14 protein-coding genes are annotated in these 17783 nt (G+C 75.2%); 3 read left to right on the top strand and 11 right to left on the bottom strand.

Going from position 1 to position 17783, the window contains the following annotated elements:
• Window positions 1–373: 373 nt before the first annotated feature.
• Window positions 374–1384 carry a stage II sporulation protein M gene (locus D7294_RS28245; protein WP_120684639.1) on the bottom strand — a complete coding sequence of 337 codons (1011 nt, stop codon included), beginning with the start codon at window positions 1382–1384 and terminating at the stop codon, window positions 374–376.
• A gap of 83 nt (window positions 1385–1467) precedes the next feature.
• Here D7294_RS28245 and D7294_RS28240 point away from each other — a divergent pair, with 83 nt between their 5' ends.
• Window positions 1468–2454, top strand: coding sequence for an RDD family protein (locus D7294_RS28240; RefSeq protein WP_120684638.1), 987 nt, complete (start codon window positions 1468–1470; stop codon window positions 2452–2454).
• Here D7294_RS28240 and D7294_RS28235 read toward each other — a convergent pair.
• The 7 genes from D7294_RS28235 to D7294_RS33510 form a co-directional block, all read right to left on the bottom strand.
• Window positions 2438–3046, bottom strand: coding sequence for a hypothetical protein (locus D7294_RS28235; protein ID WP_120684637.1), 609 nt, complete (start codon window positions 3044–3046; stop codon window positions 2438–2440). The genes D7294_RS28240 and D7294_RS28235 overlap by 17 nt on opposite strands.
• Before the next feature lie 130 nt (window positions 3047–3176).
• Window positions 3177–4670: an adenosylhomocysteinase gene (gene ahcY, locus D7294_RS28230; protein ID WP_120684636.1), complete on the bottom strand. Its 1494-nt coding sequence runs from the start codon at window positions 4668–4670 to the stop codon at window positions 3177–3179.
• Window positions 4671–4955: 285 nt separating this feature from the next.
• The gene (gene manA, locus D7294_RS28225; RefSeq protein ID WP_120684635.1) at window positions 4956–6278 is read right to left on the bottom strand and encodes a mannose-6-phosphate isomerase, class I; all 1323 of its coding nucleotides are present in this window, start codon (window positions 6276–6278) and stop codon (window positions 4956–4958) included.
• A gap of 239 nt (window positions 6279–6517) precedes the next feature.
• Window positions 6518–7666, bottom strand: coding sequence for an SIS domain-containing protein (locus D7294_RS28220; RefSeq protein WP_120684634.1), 1149 nt, complete (start codon window positions 7664–7666; stop codon window positions 6518–6520).
• Between the two features lie 117 nt (window positions 7667–7783).
• Window positions 7784–7954, bottom strand: coding sequence for a Trm112 family protein (locus D7294_RS28215; protein WP_120684633.1), 171 nt, complete (start codon window positions 7952–7954; stop codon window positions 7784–7786).
• A gap of 231 nt (window positions 7955–8185) precedes the next feature.
• Window positions 8186–9550, bottom strand: a complete 1365-nt coding sequence (locus D7294_RS28210) for a phosphomannomutase/phosphoglucomutase (RefSeq protein ID WP_120684632.1) — start codon at window positions 9548–9550, stop codon at window positions 8186–8188.
• 86 nt (window positions 9551–9636) lie between these two features.
• Entirely contained in the window at window positions 9637–10032 is a 396-nt protein-coding gene (locus tag D7294_RS33510; protein ID WP_241562682.1) for a DUF3499 domain-containing protein, read from the bottom strand.
• Between the two features lie 238 nt (window positions 10033–10270).
• Between D7294_RS33510 and D7294_RS28200 the strand changes: the two genes are divergently transcribed.
• Window positions 10271–10741, top strand: coding sequence for a metallopeptidase family protein (locus D7294_RS28200; protein ID WP_120684630.1), 471 nt, complete (start codon window positions 10271–10273; stop codon window positions 10739–10741).
• Window positions 10742–10820: 79 nt separating this feature from the next.
• On the opposite strand, the gene D7294_RS28195 is transcribed toward D7294_RS28200, so the two are convergent.
• The 3 genes from D7294_RS28195 to D7294_RS28185 all read right to left on the bottom strand — a co-directional run bounded on the left by D7294_RS28195 (window position 10821) and on the right by D7294_RS28185 (window position 16673).
• Window positions 10821–12467 (bottom strand): DUF5719 family protein, encoded by a 1647-nt coding sequence (locus D7294_RS28195; RefSeq protein WP_120684629.1) that lies wholly within the window; start codon window positions 12465–12467, stop codon window positions 10821–10823.
• Window positions 12464–16327 carry a glycosyltransferase family 2 protein gene (locus D7294_RS28190; RefSeq protein ID WP_120684628.1) on the bottom strand — a complete coding sequence of 1288 codons (3864 nt, stop codon included), beginning with the start codon at window positions 16325–16327 and terminating at the stop codon, window positions 12464–12466. The genes D7294_RS28195 and D7294_RS28190 overlap by 4 nt, the downstream gene beginning before the upstream one ends.
• Window positions 16328–16409: 82 nt before the next feature.
• The gene (locus D7294_RS28185; RefSeq protein WP_120684627.1) at window positions 16410–16673 is read right to left on the bottom strand and encodes a WhiB family transcriptional regulator; all 264 of its coding nucleotides are present in this window, start codon (window positions 16671–16673) and stop codon (window positions 16410–16412) included.
• 556 nt (window positions 16674–17229) lie between these two features.
• Here D7294_RS28185 and D7294_RS28175 point away from each other — a divergent pair.
• Entirely contained in the window at window positions 17230–17778 is a 549-nt protein-coding gene (locus tag D7294_RS28175; protein ID WP_120684625.1) for a cysteine dioxygenase, read from the top strand.
• Window positions 17779–17783: the final 5 nt, after the last annotated feature.

The raw sequence follows: 17783 nt of genomic DNA, 5'->3' as shown, positions 1-17783 counted from the left end.
TGAGCCAGGATCAAACTCTCCGTGAATGCTTCACGCGAGAATCCTCGCTAAAAATGAACTACTCAATCAATAAACTGGCATTGACGAGAATAGACACGCTGTTGAGTTCTCAAGGAACGGACCCTCATCGGGCTTCGTTCGGTATGCCCACTACTTTAGAACCAATCCCCGCCGGAAACCAAATCCAGCTCCCGCAGCACCTGTTCCGGACACACCAAAACAGACCCTCACGGGCCGATCAGCCTTGCGTAGTGGATGCCACTCGATGGTGGCCGGGATGCTTCCACTTGTTCACCGGAATCCCCGGCCGCTCAGTGGCAGCTCGGAGAACATTACGCCCCGCCCGTACCTCCGTCAAGCGAGGCCCCTGGGATCAGGCCGCCACCGGCGCCTGGTCCGCCTGGTCCGCGCGCGCCAGGTCCCCGTTCTCGCCGGCCGCCACGGCCCGTCGGCCGAGTACGAAGACGTACGTCAGGAAGGCGAGCTCCGCGGCGACACCGCACGCGATCCGCGCCCAGGTCGGCAGTCCCGAGGGCGTGACGAAGCCCTCGATGGCGCCGGAGACCAGCAGCACCCCGGCCAGGCCGATGGCCATGCCGATGGCCACCCTGCCCTCCCTGGCCAGGGCCGCGGCGCGGGTGGTCGGCCCCGGATCGATCACCGTCCAGCCCAGCCGCATCCCCACCCCGGCCGCGACGAAGACCGCCGTCAGCTCCAGCAGGCCGTGCGGCAGGATCAGGCCGAGGAACACGTCGAGCCGGCCGGCGGAGGACATCAGGCCCAGGCCGACGGCCACGTTCACGGCGTTCTGGAACAGCAGGAGGAGCACGGGCACGCCCAGGAAGGCCCCGAAGGCCAGGGACATGCCGGCGACCTGGGCGTTGTTCGTCCAGACCTGCGCGGAGAAGGCGGCGGCGTGGCTGCTGGAGTAGTAGCTCTCGTACGCGCCGCCCGGCCTGGTCATCTCGCGCAGGTCGGCGGGGGCGCCGATGGCGGACCGCACCTCGGCGTCGTGCGCGATCCACCAGCCGAGGCCCGCCACGACGAGGGTGAAGACGAGCGCCGTGGGCACCCACCAGTGACGCGTGCGATAGCAGGCGGCGGGGAACCCGGCGGTGACGAACCGGGCCGCGTCCCGCCAGGTGGCCCTGCGGCTGCCGACCACCGCGCTGCGGGCCCTGGCGACCAGGGTCGTCAGCCTGGCGACGAGGGCCGGGTCGGGCGCCGTGGACTGGAGGAGCGAGAGATGGGTGGCCGTGCGCTGGTAGAGCGAGACGAGTTCGTCGGCCTCCGCGCCCGCGAGGCTGCGCCGCCGGCGGCGCAGCAGGGCCTCGAGCCGGTCCCATTCGGCGCGGTGGGCGGCGACGAACACATCCACGTCCATGGGAGGAGCTTGTCAGACCCGGGTGCCAGACTGTCCAGGGAAGGCGGGACAGGGCGGCGCGGGGCCGGGGAAGGGGGGTCGGGATGAGCAGGGTCGTGACGGGGGACGCGGTGGTGCTCGGGCTGCAGCCGGCGCGGCTGCCGAGCCGGGCCATGGCGGTCGTCTTCGATCTGGTGGTGCTGCTCGCGGGCTATCTGGCGCTCTCGGTGGTGCTGCAGAGCACGGTGCTTCCACTGGGCAGCGCGGCGGCGCTCGCGGTGCAGGCGGCGCTGCTGATGCTGGTCCTGGTCGGGGTGCCCGTGGCGGTGGAGACGCTGAGCCGGGGCCGTTCGCTGGGGAAGCTGGCGTTCGGGCTGCGGGTGGTTCGGGAGGACGGCGGGCCGATCAGGTTCCGGCACGCGCTGGTGCGGGGGGCGGTGGGCTTCCTGGAGATCCTGGCGACGCTTGGCTCGGTGGCCTGTCTGGCCTCCCTGGTCTCGGCGCAGGGCAGGCGGCTCGGCGACGTCTTCGCGGGGGCGCTGGTGGTGCGCGAGCGGCTGCCGGGCGCGGGGCGCGCGCTCGCGCCTTCGCCCGGGGTCGCGGCGGGCGTGGCGGCCGGTGGGCTCGCCGATCTGGACCTGTCGCAGGTGCCCGAGCCGCTGTGGCTCGCGGTGCGCCAGTACCTCGCGCGGGCCTGGCAGCTGGATCGGCGGGTGTCCTGGTCGATGGCGGTGACCCTGGCGAACGACGTGGCGGCCAGGATCGGGGCCCCGCCGCCCGGCGGGCTGCACCCGGCGGAGTACCTGGCGGCCGTGGCCGCGGAGCGGCAGCGGCGCGAGGCGGGGCGGTCGGCGGCCTTCGGCGGTGCGCCCGCGGCGCCGGCGCCCTGGGCGCCCGCGGCGGGGCACGGGCCGGCGGCCGTCCCCGCGGAGCCGGTGGCCTCCGGCGGTTTCGCCGCCCCCGGCGGTCCGCCGCCCGGTGGCTCGATATCCGCGGCGGGGCCCGCGCCGGGCGGGCGGCCGCCGTCCGTGGGGCCCGCGCTGCCTGAGGGCCCGCCCGTGCGGCGGACCGGCTTCATTCCTCCGGCCTGAGGCGGGAGGGCGGGGAGTCGAGTTCCTCGAGCTCCACGCCGGGCGCGGCCAGCAGCACGTCGCCCGCCAGGTGCACGGTGTGGCGCTCGCCGGTCTCCAGGTCGTCCACCCGGTAGTGCTCGACGGTCAGTTGCCCCGCGTCGGTGTCGTGGCGCTCGCTGCCGAGCAGGGTCCAGGTCTCGTCGCGGGTCCTGGGCGCGAGCACGGGCGGGGCGAGGTCGAGGAGGCGGACGCGTGCCGTGGGGGTGGCGGGCGTGAGGCGGAGCAGGTGGGCGGTGGCCACCCGGAAGGCGGGGGAAACGCCGGTGAAGGCGCGGGCGTCCGCGTTGCCCTCCTCGGCCTCGGTGCCGTCCACGGACTGCCTGACCCAGGTGACCCCGTCGAGGGCGGCGCCGCGGACCTGCCAGTCGGCGGTGCGCAGTTCGAGGCGGAGGGGGCGGCCGAGGGCGTCCAGGGTGAGGTCCACGGCGTGGGCCGGTCCGGTTCTGGAGACGTAGCGCCAGCCGGTGGGCCCGGGGGCGCACTGGAAGAGTTCCTCGCCCAGGGGCGTGCCGTCGTGCGGGTCGTGGAGGCTGTATCGGCCGCGGGGCATGGGGCCTTCGGGGGTCGCGGGGCGTCGCGGGGGGCTGCGCGCGGAGAGAAGCAGGGCGGAGAGAAGCAGGAGGGGCAGGAGAGGGGCGGGCGTCCGGCCGCGGCCGGGGCGGCGGCCGGACGCCGGGCGGTCAGTAGCGGTAGTGGTCCGGCTTGTAGGGGCCCTCGACCTCGACCCCGATGTACGCCGCCTGCTCGGGCCGCAGCTCGGTCAGGCGCGCGCCGAGGGCGTCGAGGTGGAGCCTGGCGACCTTCTCGTCGAGGTGCTTGGCGATGGTGTAGACGCCGGTCGGGTACTCGCTCTGCTTGGTGAACAGCTCGATCTGGGCGATCGTCTGGTTCGCGAAGCTGTTGGACATGACGAACGAGGGGTGGCCCGTGGCGTTGCCCAGGTTCAGCAGGCGTCCCTCGGAGAGGACGAGGATGCTGTGGCCGTCGGGGAAGGTCCAGCTGTGGACCTGCGGCTTGATCTCGTCCTTGACGACGCCCGGGATCTTGGCCAGGCCGGCCATGTCGATCTCGTTGTCGAAGTGACCGATGTTGCCGACGATCGCCTGGTGCTTCATCCGGGCCATGTCGGTGGCCATGATGATGTCGCGGTTGCCGGTGGCGGTGATGAAGATGTCGGCGGTCTCCACCACGTCCTCCAGGCGGACGACCTGGTAGCCGTCCATGGCGGCCTGGAGGGCGCAGATGGGGTCGATCTCGGTGACGAGCACCCGGGCGCCCTGGCCGCGCAGCGATTCGGCGCAGCCCTTGCCGACGTCGCCGTAGCCGCAGACGACGGCGGTCTTGCCGCCGATGAGGACGTCGGTGCCGCGGTTGATGCCGTCGATCAGCGAGTGCCTGACGCCGTACTTGTTGTCGAACTTGGACTTGGTGACCGAGTCGTTGACGTTGATCGCGGGGAACAGCAGGGTGCCCTCGCGGAACATCTCGTACAGGCGGTGGACGCCGGTGGTGGTCTCCTCGGTGACGCCGCGGATCTCGGCGGCGGCCTGGGTCCACTTGCGGGGGCTCTCGGCCAGGGTGCGGGTGAGGAGTTCCAGGATGACCCGGTGCTCCTCGTTCTCGGCGGTGGCCGGGTCGGGGACGGCGCCGTCCTTCTCGTACTCGACGCCCTTGTGGACGAGGAGGGTGGCGTCCCCGCCGTCGTCCAGGATCATGTTGGGCCCGCCGCTGGGCGCGTCCGGCCAGGTCAGGGCCTGCTCGGTGCACCACCAGTACTCTTCGAGCGTCTCGCCCTTCCAGGCGAAGACGGGGATGCCGGCGGCGGCGATCGCGGCGGCGGCGTGGTCCTGGGTGGAGAAGATGTTGCAGGAGGCCCAGCGGACGCGGGCGCCGAGTGCGACCAGGGTCTCGATGAGCACGGCCGTCTGCACGGTCATGTGCAGGGAGCCGGTGATCCTCGCCCCGGCGAGCGGCTGGGCCTCGGCGTACTCGGCCCGCAGCGCCATCAGCCCGGGCATCTCGTGCTCGGCGAGGGTGATCTCCTTGCGGCCGAACTCGGCGAGGGAGAGGTCGGCGACCCGGTACGCGGGGGGCTGGGCCTGCTCGGTGCCCTCCGGGGCGCCGGCGGCGTGCGCGGCCTCGGCGGTGCGCTGCGCGTCTGGAGTGGTTGTCATGACGGCTTGGCTCCTCACGGGGATGAGCGTGGGCGGACAGGGTGCGGCTGCGGACGCGTCCGCGGCAGGGCGGCGCGGCCGAGCTTCACAGTCCGTCGGAGGGCCTTCTTACCCCTCGGCCGGGCCCGGCCCGCGGGCCTCCCGACTGCCATCAGCAACGACGTCTGACTCAGGGCCCGAATCTACACCCGGGTGCCGGGCGGGGCTCAAGGCCGCCCGGCGGTTCCGGCCGGAATTGCGCGTTGCCGCCCGGCCACCGGGCCGGGGCGCGGGGAACCGGGGGCCCTAGAGGGCCACGGTGGCGCGGAAGAGGGTGCCCGCTCCCGCTGCCGTCAGCCGCTCGGCCGCCCCGGCGTAGGCGGAGTCGCCCGGGGCGAGGGCGAGTTCGGCGCCGGTGGCGTCGCGCAGCCGCGCCTGGCCCGCGGTGCACAGCAGGATCTGCGGGGCCCCGGGGGGCAGGGCGAGCGCGGGGGCGCCGGGGGTGAGCCTGAGGCGGGAGAGGCGGAAGTCGCTCACCGGGGTCTCGTACACGTCCTCGGCGCTGCGCGCGGCCTTCCCGGGGTCGCCCTCGCCGGTTGCCGCCGGCGCCGCGGCGCCCGCCGTGCCCGCCGCGCCCTCCTGGCCGTCCCACACCTGGGTGCCGTCCAGGACCTCCCCGCCGTCCCGGTCGTCCGCCGCGGGGCGCAGCACGCCGGGGGGACCGGCCTCGAAGCGGACGATGCGCAGCAGTTCGGGGACGTCGATGTGCTTGGGGGTCAGCCCGCAGCGCAGGACGTTGTCGGAGTTGGCCATGATCTCCACGCCGAGGCCGCGCAGGTAGGCGTGCGGGACGCCGGCGCCGAGGAAGAGGGCCTCGCCGGGGCGGAGCGTGACGTGGTTGAGCAGCATGGCGGCCAGCACCCCCGGGTCGCCCGGGTAGTGGCGGGCGATGTCGGCGTAGACGGCGTAGGCCGCGGCGAACGGGCCCTGCTCCGCGGCCCGTTCGGCCGCGGCGGCCCCGGCGCGGCGCGCGGTGTCGGCCATGGCGGCGGGCTCGGCGGACAGCACCGCGGTCAGCACCTCGCGCAGCGCCTCCTCCTCCGGCCGGGCGCGCAGCGCGTCGGCGTACGGCTTGAGCTGGTCGACGTCGAGCCCGTCGAGCAGTTCGGCGGTGCGCGCGGCGGGCCGGAAGCCGCACAGGCCGTCGAAGGGCGTGAGCGCGCAGATCAGTTCCGGCTTGTGGTTGGCGTCCTTGTAGTTGCGGTAGGGCGCGGTCGGGGGAACGCCCGCGGCCTCCTCCGCGTCGAACCCGGCCCTGGCCTGGGCGAGATCGGGGTGGACCTGGAGGGAGAGCGGGGAGTCGGCGGCGAGGAGCTTCAGCAGGAACGGCAGCCTGGGGCCGAAGGCGCGCACCGTGGGCTCGCCGAGTTCGCCCGCCGGGTCGGCCTCGAGGACCTCGGCCAGCGAGACGGGTCCCGCGCCGCGGTCCACGCGGGAGGGGGCGCCGGGGTGGGCGCCCATCCACAGCTCTGCCTGCGGCTGCCCGGTCGGCTCGACGCCGAGGAGCCGGGGAATCGCGCTGACCGAGCCCCAGGCGTAGGGCCTGATCGTGTTGTCGAGGCGGTCCATCTGCGTGCGTTCCTTCTGGTCGTGCGCTCAGTCGTCGTGCGCTGTCTGGTGCTGAACTGTCCGGCGCCGGGCCGTCCGGTCGTGCGCTGCGTGGCTACGGGTCGCGCGCGGTGGCGCGCGCGGGCGCGCGCCGGCGGCGCGGCGCCCTTCCGGTCGCGGCACGACGGCGGGCCGCGCCGGGCCGGGCCGGCTCTCCGGATGCCCGGCCGGGGTGCCCCGGTCCCGGTCCCGGGCCGGGGCTAGACGTCGGGGCGGGTGGCGAGCGCCAGGTAGACGGCGGCGAAGTCGAGGGGGGCGAGCAGCGCGGCGAAGGCGTCCAGCGGGCCGCCCTCCTCGGGAACCTCCAACTCGTCCAGCGGCCTGCCGTGTTCGAGGGCGAGGCGGCGGGCGGCCTCGGCCGCGCTCGCGGTGCCCTCGTCGGTGGGCGGCAGGGGGCCGCGCAGCAGCAGGATGCGGGCGCGCAGCGGCGTCGGCTCCTCGACCCGGTCGCGGAAGAAGTCGTCGGGGTCGCCGCCTGCGGGGCCGAGATCCCCGGAGAGCAGCGCGGCGTGGGCGGTCAGCGCCCCGGGCAGCTCGGCGGGGAGCGCGGGCCGCCCGGCCAGGGCGACGAGGGTGGCCGCCGCGTGCCGGGCGACGGCCCCCGCGAGGGGGCCCTCGCTCCACAGCAGCGGGAGGTCCCCGCCCAGCTGGGCGGCGAGGGTCTTGGCGGGGTTGTCGTGGGTGCGGGTGGTGGGGCCGCAGCGCTCCGCCAGGGCGTCGAGCCGGTCGGCCATGTCGTGCAGGGCGACGAGGCCGGCCTCGAACAGCCGCAGCCGGTCGCCGAGCAGGAGCAGCGGCGTGAGCAGCGACCAGGCGGGCCCCGGGGCGCCCGGGTGGCCGATGGGCTCCTGGAAGGGGGCGGGGGTGAGCGGGAGGAGAAGGTTGCGCCGGTGGGTGGTGACCTCGGCCAGCGGCGAGTCCGCGGGCGCCACGGTGACCACCGAGCAGCCCCGCCGGAAGGCGGCTTCGGCCAGCAGGGTGAGGCCGGGCTCGGTGCCCTCCGCGGTGGCCAGGAGCAGCAGGTCGAGCGGCCCGGCCCAGCGGGGCAGCGCCCAGCCGAGGGCGCCCGGGGCGGCGAGCGCGCCGGTGGGGTGCAGCTCGGTGACGCGGGTGCCGTCCCCGGCCAGGGCGCCGAGGAGGCCGGCGATCAGGGGCACGGCGGGGCCGGTGCCGGCGATCAGCACGGTGCCCGGGCGGCCCTCCGGCCTGAGCTTGGCGAGGTCGGACTCCTCGGCGGCGTGCGCGGCGGTCCGCACGTGGGCGCCGGCGGCGGCGACGGCGCGCAGCAGGCCGCGTGGGTCGGCGCGCAGCAGTTCCTCGGGGGCGTCGAGCAGGGATTCGTCGATCATGCGGGCTCCCTCAACTCGCCGGGAGGGGGCGCGAGTCCCCCGCGCGGCGCGGCGGGCGGGCGGGCGCTATGCCGCGCGCCGCGGGGGCGCGGCCGGCACTCGGGCGCCCCGGCCGGGTCACGGCCTGCGCGCCTCGTCCTCAAGGAGGACGGGCACGCCGTCCTGCACCGGGTAGGCCAGTCCGCAGGACTCCCCGGTGCAGACCAGCTCCTGGCCCTCCTCGCGCAGCGGCGCGTGGCACACGGGGCAGGCGAGGATCTCCAGCAGGGCGGCTTCGACGAGCGGCATGGCGTCCCTCCGGCGGCTGTGGCACGTGCGCGTGGGCTGTCGTGCGCTGTGGTCGCTGATCACCCTACCCGCAGGGCCGCCGCCCCGGCACGGGGAGCCGGGGCGCCCGGGCGGCCGGGCACCCGGCGGCCCCGGCCGCGCACGGCCCGCGCACGGAGACCGCCCGGGCCGACGCACGGGACCGCCCGGGCGGAGCGGGGCGGCGGGGCCGCGGGGTGCCCCCCGGGGCGGTCAGCCCCTGACGATGCCGAGCACCTCGTCGCGCAGCTTGTCGACGGTGGCGGCGTCGTCGGCCTCGATGTTCAGGCGCAGCAGCGGCTCGGTGTTGGAGGGCCGCAGGTTGAACCACCAGCCGGGCCCCTGCACGGTGAGGCCGTCGAGTTCGTCGACGGTGGTCCCGGGGCGGTCGGCGAAGGCCGCCTTGACGGCGGCGGTGCGCGCCGCCTGGTCGTCCACCTCGCTGTTGATCTCGCCGGACGAGGGGTAGCGGTCGTAGGCGGCGACGAGTTCGGACAGCGGCCTGTCCTGCTCGCCGAGGGCGGCCATGACGTGCAGGGCGGCGAGCATGCCGGTGTCCGCGTTCCAGAAGTCGCGGAAGTAGTAGTGCGCCGAGTGCTCGCCGCCGAAGATGGCGCCGGTCCTGGCCATCTCGGCCTTGATGAACGAGTGGCCCACCCGGGTGCGCACGGGCGTGCCGCCGTTCTCCCTGACCACCTCGGGCACGGACCTGGAGGTGATCAGGTTGTGGATGATCGCCGAGCCCGGCGCCTTGGCGAGTTCGCGGGCGGCGACCAGCGCGGTGATCGCGGAGGGCGAGACCGGCTCGCCGCGTTCGTCGACGACGAAGCAGCGGTCGGCGTCCCCGTCGAAGGCCAGGCCGAGGTCGGCGTCGGTGGACCTGACCCGGGCCTGGAGGTCCACGATGTTCTCCGGGTTGAGCGGGTTGGCCTCGTGGTTCGGGAAGGTGCCGTCGAGTGCGAAGTACATCTCGGTCACCTGGAGCGGCAGGCCCTCGAACACGGTCGGGATCGTGTGCCCTCCCATGCCGTTGCCGGCGTCCACCACGACCTTCAGGGGGCGGATCGCGCTCAGGTCGACCAGGGAACGCAGGTGGGCGGCGTAGCCGGGCAGCACGTCGCGGCGCTGCACGGTGCCTGGCCCAGCGACCGGGGCGGGGGCGGCATCGGGGCGCTCGGCCCACTCCTCCACCAGGGCGCGGATCTCGGCGAGCCCGCTGTCCTGCCCGACGGGCCTGGCGCCCGCACGGCACATCTTGATGCCGTTGTAGCGGGCGGGGTTGTGGCTCGCGGTGAACATCGCGCCCGCCATGTCGAGGGCGCCGCTGGCGTAGTAGAGCTCGTCGGTGGAGCACAGGCCGATCTCGGTGACGTCCGCGCCGCGGCCGACGGCCCCGCGGCCGAAGGCGCGTGAGAGGCCGGGCGACGAGGGCCGCATATCGTGGCCGATGACCAGCGCTTTCGCGCCGCTGACCTGCACGAACGCCGCCCCGAAGAGCTCGGCCAGGCGTTCGTCCCACTGGTCGGGAACCACACCGCGTACGTCGTAGGCCTTCACAATGTGCGACAGGTCCGGCACGGCTGACCCCTTGTCTGGAGGTGGCGATGATGGGCAGTGCTGTCGAAAGCCGTCGAAAAGCGCCCGTCAACTGTACCGGCCGGAGGTTACGGCTCCGGGGAACGCAGGATGCGGAGGTGGCCGCGGCGGGCGACCTCCATGGGGTCGGCGCCCTCGGGCGGCCCCGGGCGCCCCTGGCCGCCCGGCCGCTGGTCCGGGCGGGGCGGCGGGGTGCGGGCGGCCTCGCGGACGGCGTCGGCGAGCGCCTCCAGGTCGTCGCCGCTCGGCCGGACGGCGGCGGGGTCGACGGCGAGCCGCACGACCTCCCAGCCGCGGGGGGCGGTCAGCCGCTCGGAGTGTTCGGCGCACAGGTCGTAGCAGTGCGGCTCGGCGTAGGTGGCGAGCGGGCCCAGAACGGCCGTGGAGTCCGCGTAGACATACGTGAGCGTGGCCACGGCGGGGCGACCGCACGCGGTGCGCGAACAGCGACGGACGGGACTCACGATGTTGGACCGTACCGCACTCCTGAGCGGGCCGCGACGACTCTTGGCAGCGTCACCCCACCGTGTCGCCGCGCGGCGCCCGCAGTGTACGGATTCGCCGGAGATCGCCCGGGAGATCGCCCGGGGGTTCGCGCCGGGGTCCCCCGGAAGTCCGCCCGGTGGCGCGCCGTGGTTCCCGGGTCCTGGCGTGGCGGGCGTTCTGACCGGGGAGGCTCCAGTCATCTAAGGTCGGAGGTTGATGGACAAACCCAGCAGCGTTCCCCCGGCCGCCTCGGGCCCGGCCGGCCGGCATCGGCACCGGGACCGGCACGGCCGCGGCATGCGCGGACCCGTGGCGCCGCCGCAGGTGCCCCTCGCGGTGAGCCGGGCGGACACGTTCGGCTCCCTGGTGCACGACTCGGCCGAGCGGCTGCGCCGCCGCCTGCCGCAGCTGGCCGGCGTGGACTTCGGCGTGCAGGAGGTGCCGCCGCTGCCCCGCGAGGGCGAGGGGCGGGGCCTCGACGGGCCCGACGCCGTGCCGCTCGGCGGGGTGTTCCGGGCCCGGCCGGGCAGGCCGGCCAGGATCGTGGTCTACCGCAGGCCCGTCGAGCTGCGCAGCAGGGACCGCGACGAGTGCGCCCAGCTCGTGCACGAAGTCGTGGTGGAACAGGCCGCGGAACTGCTCGGCCTCGCGCCGGAGTCGGTCGACCCCAAGTACGGCGAGGAGTAGGCCCCGCGCTCCCGGCCCTGGGCCGCGTGCGCCGGGGCCCGGCCGGGGCACGGGGGGCGCGCCGGCCGGGCCAGGCGCCTCAGTCGGTGAGCACCGAGAGGTCCTGGGCGGTGTCCGGGACCGCGACCGCGGAGTGGTCGTCGGGGAGGGTCTGGACGGTGAAGGTGGGCGCGTCCTCGTCCCCCATGAGCAGGGTGCGGGCGGCGTAGAGGGGGCCGCCCGAGGTGGTGACGGTGAGCGCGAAGGAGCCCTCCGTGGAGTCGGGGAGCTCGGGCTGGATCGCCATGGTGGTCCTGCCGTCCACCGTGTAGCTCTCGGTGACCGGCTCGCCGCCGCCGGCCCCGGCCGAGACGGTGACCTCCACCTCCACCGCCTCGTCCGGGGCGGTGAGCGCGAGGGTGGTGCCGGAGGCGATGTTGCCCGAGGCGGTGGCGCGGTCCTCGACGGGCGGGGCGGCCGGGACGAACGCCAGGTCGCCGGACTGGGCCCCGTCGCCGACGCCCGCGACCTGCACGGCGGCGACGACGCGCCCGGCGCCCGAGCCCTCGGCGGGGGTGAGGATCAGCGAGCCGGCGTCGCCCTGGGTGAGGTTGCCCAGGTCGACGGCGGTGACGGTGCCGGCGTGCAGCGAGACGGTCTCGTTGCCCGCGGGGGTGATGGTGCCGGTGGGTCCTGCCAGGCCGACGTCGAGGGTGATGTCCTCGTCGCCGGGCGCGAACGCCACCAGCCGCACCGCCTCCGCGTTCGCGGGGATGCCGGGGAGGACCACGCGGCCCTCCGGGGCGGTGACCGGGTTGAGCCAGTCGGCGCCGAGCTCCTCGTCCACGGCCTCGATCTCGGCCCCGATGCGGCCGGTGCGGGCGGTGACCTGCACGGCCAGGTCGGGCTGCGGCTCGGCGGTGAGGGTGGAGAGGCGGACCGGGACGGTGCGGTGGGCGGGGACGGCGATGCCCTCGCCGAGGTCCGAGTCCAGCTTGCCCTCGGGGCCGTAGAGCTCGATGTCCACGACGGTGGCCGCGTCGTCGGGGTTGGTGAGGTGGACGTAGTCGTGGCGGTTGTCCGCGGTGCTCGCCCCGGCGAACCAGAACTGGGTGTCGGGGGTCTGGCAGGCGGTGCCGAGCAGGCCGCGGCCTGGGCCCGCGTCGACCCGGGTGGTCTGCTGGACGGTCCAGCCGGGGGCGAAGGACTCCTCGGCGGTCCCGCTGAGGCCGGGCTCCTCGCCGTCCTCCACGTCGACGGTGACCGGCCGTCCCGGCTGCTCGAGCGAGAGGACCGGCTCCGTGGACTCCGCCGCGTCCGAGCCGCCGTCCCCGCCCGCGTCGTCGGCCTCGTCGTCGGAGTCGCCGCCGTCCGAGTCGCCGCCGTCGGAGTCGCCGCCGTCCCCGCCGTCCTCGCCCGCGCCGGTGTCCTCGTCTCCGGCCTCGTCGGAGGGGAGGTCGGTGGCGGGGCTGTAGACGGGGGCCGGCAGCAGGTCGGCGCTGCCGGCCTGCTCCCCCTCCTCCACCTCGGGCACCGGGTCGCTCGGGGGCGTGTACCCGGTGTACCAGGTGGTCGCCGACTCGGCGGCCGTCGGCCGTGGGCAGGTCAGCGTGGAGCGCTCGACGGGCCGCGGCAGGTCCTGCACGAGGGTGTGGACCTCGCTGTCGTCGGGGCGGAGGGTGGCGAAGCCCGTGATCGCGGCGAGCACGCCGAGAGTGATCAGCAGGGACAAGGTCGCGCGGTTCACCGCTGCTCGCTCCCGTCGCCGTAGTCGTTCGGATAGTCGTACGGCGTCCCGTACCGCTGCTGGTCGTAGCCGTTCTCCTCCCAGCCGCCGTAGGTCTGCCGGGGGATCGACGGGTCCTCCTGGTAGTAGCCGCCGGAGTCGCCGCCCGCGTCGCCGTACGGCTCCGGCGCGCCGTACCCGCCCTCGTACCCGCCCGCGTAGGGCTGGTCAGCGGGGGCCCACTGGCCCTGCCCGGTGGGCTCGGGCTCGTAGGGCGGCGGCGCGTTCGTGGGGTCGTACTGCGGGGGCACGGGGGCCGGCTCGTACGGGGCCGAGGCGTCCGCCGGCTCGAACTGCGGTGGCACGCCCGGGGGTTCGGGCGGCAGCCGGGGCGGCTGCTCGCCCGCAGCGCCCTCCGCGGGGGCACCCGGGCCCGGCTCGGCCGGGCCGGTGCCGGCGGCGGCCTGGCGGCGGGCCCGGCGGCCCTGCGGGACGGCGCCCGCGAGCTCCGCCTCCGGCAGGTCGTCGTCGAGTTCGCGGCGGCGGCCGGGCAGCGCGAGGACGCACAGCACGAGCAGCCCGAAGCCCTGGAGCCACACCCACAGGGTGTGGCCGCCCGAGGTCTCGTGGACCACGTCGAGCCGGCCGCCGCCCGCGGGGAGTTCGAAGCCCTGCGCCCAGCCGTCCACGGTGATGGGGGTCAGCGGCCTGCCGTCCAGGGTGGCGTGCCAGCCCTCGGCGGCGGCGTCGGCCAGCCGCAGCGTGCGGCCCTCGGGCCCCTCCGGCAGGTCGGCGTGCACCTCGACGGCGCCGGCCGGGATCGCCACGGGCTCGGCGCCGCCCTGGGCGCCGCCGGAACCCTCCTCGCCCTGCCCGGCGTTGCCCGTGCCTTCGCCGCCTTCGCCGCCTTCCCCGGCTGCCCCGCCTTCTTGGCCTTCTTCGGCTTCCCCGGCTTCCGCTCCGGCCGCCTCCTCGGCGCCCTCGGGGGGCAGGACCATGACGCGGGAGACCTCGCGGTCCACCCGCCACAGGGCGCTGCCGTCCTCCTGGCTGAGGCGCTGGAGCCCCGGCGTGGTGTCGAGCACCTGGTGCAGGCCGGGCGGGGAGCCGTCCTGGACCAGGATGTAGCGGATCGCGTAGCCCGCCATCACGGCGGTCTGGTCGGCGCCCGAGCCGGCGACGAGGTCGCCGACGGCCTTCGTCAGCTCGCTGTCCTCGCCCATCGTCTGGGCCAGGTCCGCGTCGCCGAGCCTGGCGCCCGAGCCGCGGACCAGGGTGTAGCTGACGTGCTCGGCCGGGCCGTCCTCGCTCTCCCCCTCGCCGGCCAGCACCAGGGTGCGGGCCTGGTCGCCGGTGCTGCTCTCCTCGGCGACGAAGGCGGGCACCTGGGTGGGGTCGCTCCGCTCCAGCGGGCCGTCCGCGCCGCCCAGCACCCAGCCGGCGGCGACGAGCAGCGGGCCGACGGCGGCGGCGCCCGCGACCGCGACCGCGACGGGCTGCCGCCAGCCGAAGTTGCGGGCGGCGACGCGGTAGCGGGCGCCGTCGGCGCCGAGGACCGCGGCGCACAGCAGGCCGATGCCGTAGACCAGCGAGGCCGGGCCGGCCCAGTGCTCGTCGTCCGACCAGACGGCGAAGACGAGGCCGGCCACGGCGACGGCCCAGGCGGTCAGGATGGCCAGCCGCCGCTCGGCGCGCAGCAGGGCGCCGAGCGCCGCGAGCAGCAGCCCGACCAGCAGCCAGGTGCCGGGGGTGCCGGGGCCGCCGGGGTTGAGGTTGAGCAGCTCGAACGCGCTGCTGCGGCCGGTGTCGAAGGGCAGGCCGGCCTCGCGCACGACGTCGGAGGGGCTGAGCAGCGCCGACCAGGACCAGGAGCCGAGCAGGAGGAACGGGGTGAGCAGCAGGGCGGCGAACCGCAGCGCCTTGGCCCGGACCACGCCGGGCGCGGGCCGCAGCGGGAAGGCCACCGCGAAGAGCGCGAGCAGCACGGCCATCGGCCACACGATCGGGGTGAACGCGGTGCAGACGGTCAGCAGCAGGGCGCTGGCCCACGCCGCGCGCCAGGGGCCGCGGCCGTTCTCCGCGGCGTACCCGGCGGCGGTGACGGCGCAGCGGGCGAGCGGGGGCAGCAGCACGGCGAGCACCGCGGTGCCGATCCGGCCGCCGGCCAGGGCGCCGGTGACGGCGGGCAGGAAGGCGTAGGCGACGCTGCCCCAGGCGCGCAGCAGCCGGGACATGACCAGCGGCCGCGAGGTGAAGTAGGCGCTCGCGCCGGCCAGCGGGACCGAGGCGACGAGCAGCAGGGTCATGGCGAGCCCGGTGTGGCCGAGCAGCAGCGTGGAGAGCAGGCCGAGGAAGGCCAGGTACGGGGGTCCCGTCTCGGTGCCGCCGGTGCCGATGGGCTGCCAGTCCGCGAGGTAGCGGTCCCACAGGCCGCCCGGGTCGGCCGGGGCGGGCAGCAGGGCGCCGCCGGAGAGGGCGCCCGCGCCGATGAGGTCACGGCAGGCGAGGAGGGAGGTGAGCAGCAGGGCGAGGAAGAGCATCGGCCCGGGGCGGCGCACCAGGCGGCGCAGCCGCGCGAACTGCTCGACCTGGAGGTCCTCCGCCTCGTCGTCGGTCGGCCCCGACTCGACGGCGCCGCCGTGCCTGCCGGTGGAGGCGGAGGCGGGCTCGGAGCGGCCGGTGAGGTTGCTGACGACCTGTTCGACGGTGGTGCGGATGGTGGCGCCGGCCGGCGGGAAGAGCGGGCGCAGCTCCTTGGGGTCGGTGTGCGGGTCGGCGGTGCGTCTGCGGCTGCGGCGGGCGGAGAGCAGGCGGCCGGGGCGCAGCAGGGTGGCCAGCAGGCCGGCGGCCTCGTCGAGGGCGCGGCCTGGGACCTTGCCCACCAGGTAGGCGAGGACGCGCAGGAGCGTGCCGAGGACCAGCCGGAACAGGACCCAGGGCAGCACGCGCCCGCGGGCGTTGACGAGCAGGGCGTAGGCGGCGGCGGCCTTGTCCACGCGGTGCGGGCTGCCGCCGAGGCGCCCGGCGCAGTCGATGGCGCGGCGCTCGCGCGAGGCGGCCTCGGCGTGCCTGAGGGCGGCGAGCGGGGCGACGAGGACCCGGTGGCCGGCGGTCTGGGCGCGCCAGCACAGGTCGACGTCGTCGCGCATCAGCGGCAGGCGGCGGTCGAAGCCGCCGAGGCTCTCGAAGACGTCGCGGCGGATGAGCATGCCGGCGGTGGAGACGGACAGCACGGGCCTGATCTGGTCGTGCTGGCCCTGGTCCTGCTCGCGGCGGTCGAGGCCGGTCCAGCGGCGGCCGCTGTTGGCCACGGAGACGCCGACCTCCAGGAGCTGCCTGCGGTCGTACCAGCCGAGGAGCTTGGCGCCGATGATGGTGGCGGAGGGGCTGGCGTCGGCCTGGCGCAGCAGTTCCCTGAGGGCGTCGGGCTCGGGGGCCGAGTCGTCGTGGAGCAGCCACAGCCAGTGGACGGGCTCGCCGAAGGGGAGCTCGGGAAGGTCGTAGGCGCTGTTGTCCCAGGTGCGGGTGACGGGGTCCCAGGCCGGGGGCCGCTTGAGGTAGGGCAGGTCGTCCGGCGTGAGCACCGGCGCGGTGCGGGCGGCCTCGGCGACTGCGGTGCCGAAACCGGTGCGGCGGGCGAGGTGGAGCACGCGCTCGGCGCCGAAGGCCTCGGTGACCAGGGCGGCGGAGGAGTCGGCGCTGCCGGTGTCGGCGGCGATGACGTCCTGCACCGGGCGGTCCTGGCCGAACAGGCCGGTCAGGACGTCGGGAAGCCAGCGTTCGCCGTCGTGCGAGACGAGCACGGCGGTGACGACGTGCTGCGGGAATTCTGGGTGGGCGGCCGTTCGGTGCGACGCCGCCGACTGGCTTTGCACGGACATCGAGGTGCGGGCCCCGGTTCGCTGGACGGTGGTGGACGTCGCACCACACTAGCGGCTGGGACTGTCGCCGCCCTTCGACGCGTCAGACCGCGGCCTTCTTCAGGCGGCGGCGTTCACGCTCGGACAAACCACCCCAGATTCCGAAGCGTTCGTCGTTGGCGAGGGCGTATTCAAGACATTCGGAGCGGACCTCGCAGGCGAGGCAGACCTTCTTGGCCTCGCGGGTGGAGCCGCCCTTCTCGGGGAAGAAGGACTCCGGGTCGGTTTGCGCGCACAGCGCGCGCTCCTGCCACCCGAGTTCCTCGTCCGTCTCGTCGACCAGCAGTTGTTGGAACAGCTCGGTCATATACGCGCCCCTAGTCGTCTTTTCTTCCCCGTGATGCCGTCGTTATCGATCTCGCTCGAACGACATGAGTGAAATTACAAGTGGGGTGCTCACTGGCAGTCAAGCCACGTTCTGCCATTCACCCGATGATTCACCCTGTGGCACCACAGCCGTACGGAAAGTGTTCAAATCGGCACAAAATACGCTTGCTCGCCCGGCTCCGGGCTCCCGAACCCGGCGGTTCCGGCTCGTCCGGAGCCCCTCCGGCAGCTCTCACCCCCTTCGCACAGGAGAGACGTACGGGGCGCTCCCGGTGTTGCGGCCCGCCCGGGACCGCGACGAGGATCACAGCCGGATCACGGATGGGCAACGGCCCCTCGCCGCGGGAAGGCGGTGGAAGGGTGCGCCTGTCCGGCTTCCGCCGGAGCTAAACCTTTCCCCACGGGGAGCTACCGGAAGTGATGAAACAATGCCCGCGACAGCACGTTCGGTTGACAGGAGTTGACAAGCGGGCGCGCCACCGGCTCCGCTGGGCGTTCGCCGTCGCAGCCACCATGATGAAATTCGATGAACCCAGATGAACAGTGACAACGAGATCGCGGGCGACCCCTCGATGGTCCCCCACCTGCTGCCCCAGGGCCGCTCCGAACACCCCGGCACCGTCGCGGAGTTCGCCGCCCTCGCGACCGCGCTCGCGGGGGATCGGGAGTGCTGGGCACCCCTGGTCGGGTACGACGCCGCCAGCCGCTGGTACCACCGGCTGCGGACCGGCCCCGGCTACGAGGTGTGGCTGCTGAGCTGGCTCCCGGGCCAGGACAGCGGGCGGCACGACCACGGCCCCTCGCACGGCGTGTTCACCGTGCTCGACGGCGCGCTCACCGAGCACGCCGACGGCCGGGGCACCCGGGTGCTCACCCCGGGCTCGCTGCGGGTCTTCGCGCCCGGTTACCGGCACGAGGTGGTCAACGCGGCCCTGGTGCCCGCCGTCAGCCTGCACGTCTACTTCCCCGGCCTCACGGAGATGACGATGCATCCGCGCGCCCGCGACCTGAGCCGGGGCACGCCCGCGCAGGGCGGGAGCGGTGCGCCGGGCGCACCCGTCCCGCGCGCCCCATCCGCCTGCTGACAGAC

Source organism: Streptomyces hoynatensis (genome assembly GCF_003626535.1).
GTDB classification, from domain to species: domain Bacteria; phylum Actinomycetota; class Actinomycetes; order Streptomycetales; family Streptomycetaceae; genus Streptomyces; species Streptomyces hoynatensis.
Note: the sequence above shows the minus strand (reverse complement) of the source record. Positions and strands in the feature narration are given on the sequence as shown.

What these genes read in the sequence shown, in the direction of transcription:
- D7294_RS28240 (WP_120684638.1), top strand. Translation starts at nt 1,468, where the DNA reads ATGAGCAGGGTCGTGACGGGGGACGCGGTGGTGCTCGGGCTGCAGCCG.
- D7294_RS28235 (WP_120684637.1), bottom strand. Translation starts at nt 3,046, where the DNA reads ATGCCCCGCGGCCGATACAGCCTCCACGACCCGCACGACGGCACGCCC.
- D7294_RS28200 (WP_120684630.1), top strand. Translation starts at nt 10,271, where the DNA reads ATGGACAAACCCAGCAGCGTTCCCCCGGCCGCCTCGGGCCCGGCCGGC.
- D7294_RS28245 (WP_120684639.1), bottom strand. Translation starts at nt 1,384, where the DNA reads ATGGACGTGGATGTGTTCGTCGCCGCCCACCGCGCCGAATGGGACCGG.
- D7294_RS28215 (WP_120684633.1), bottom strand. Translation starts at nt 7,954, where the DNA reads ATGCCGCTCGTCGAAGCCGCCCTGCTGGAGATCCTCGCCTGCCCCGTG.
- D7294_RS28220 (WP_120684634.1), bottom strand. Translation starts at nt 7,666, where the DNA reads ATGATCGACGAATCCCTGCTCGACGCCCCCGAGGAACTGCTGCGCGCC.
- D7294_RS28190 (WP_120684628.1), bottom strand. Translation starts at nt 16,327, where the DNA reads ATGTCCGTGCAAAGCCAGTCGGCGGCGTCGCACCGAACGGCCGCCCAC.
- manA (WP_120684635.1), bottom strand. Translation starts at nt 6,278, where the DNA reads ATGGACCGCCTCGACAACACGATCAGGCCCTACGCCTGGGGCTCGGTC.
- D7294_RS28175 (WP_120684625.1), top strand. Translation starts at nt 17,230, where the DNA reads ATGAACAGTGACAACGAGATCGCGGGCGACCCCTCGATGGTCCCCCAC.
- ahcY (WP_120684636.1), bottom strand. Translation starts at nt 4,670, where the DNA reads ATGACAACCACTCCAGACGCGCAGCGCACCGCCGAGGCCGCGCACGCC.
- D7294_RS28185 (WP_120684627.1), bottom strand. Translation starts at nt 16,673, where the DNA reads ATGACCGAGCTGTTCCAACAACTGCTGGTCGACGAGACGGACGAGGAA.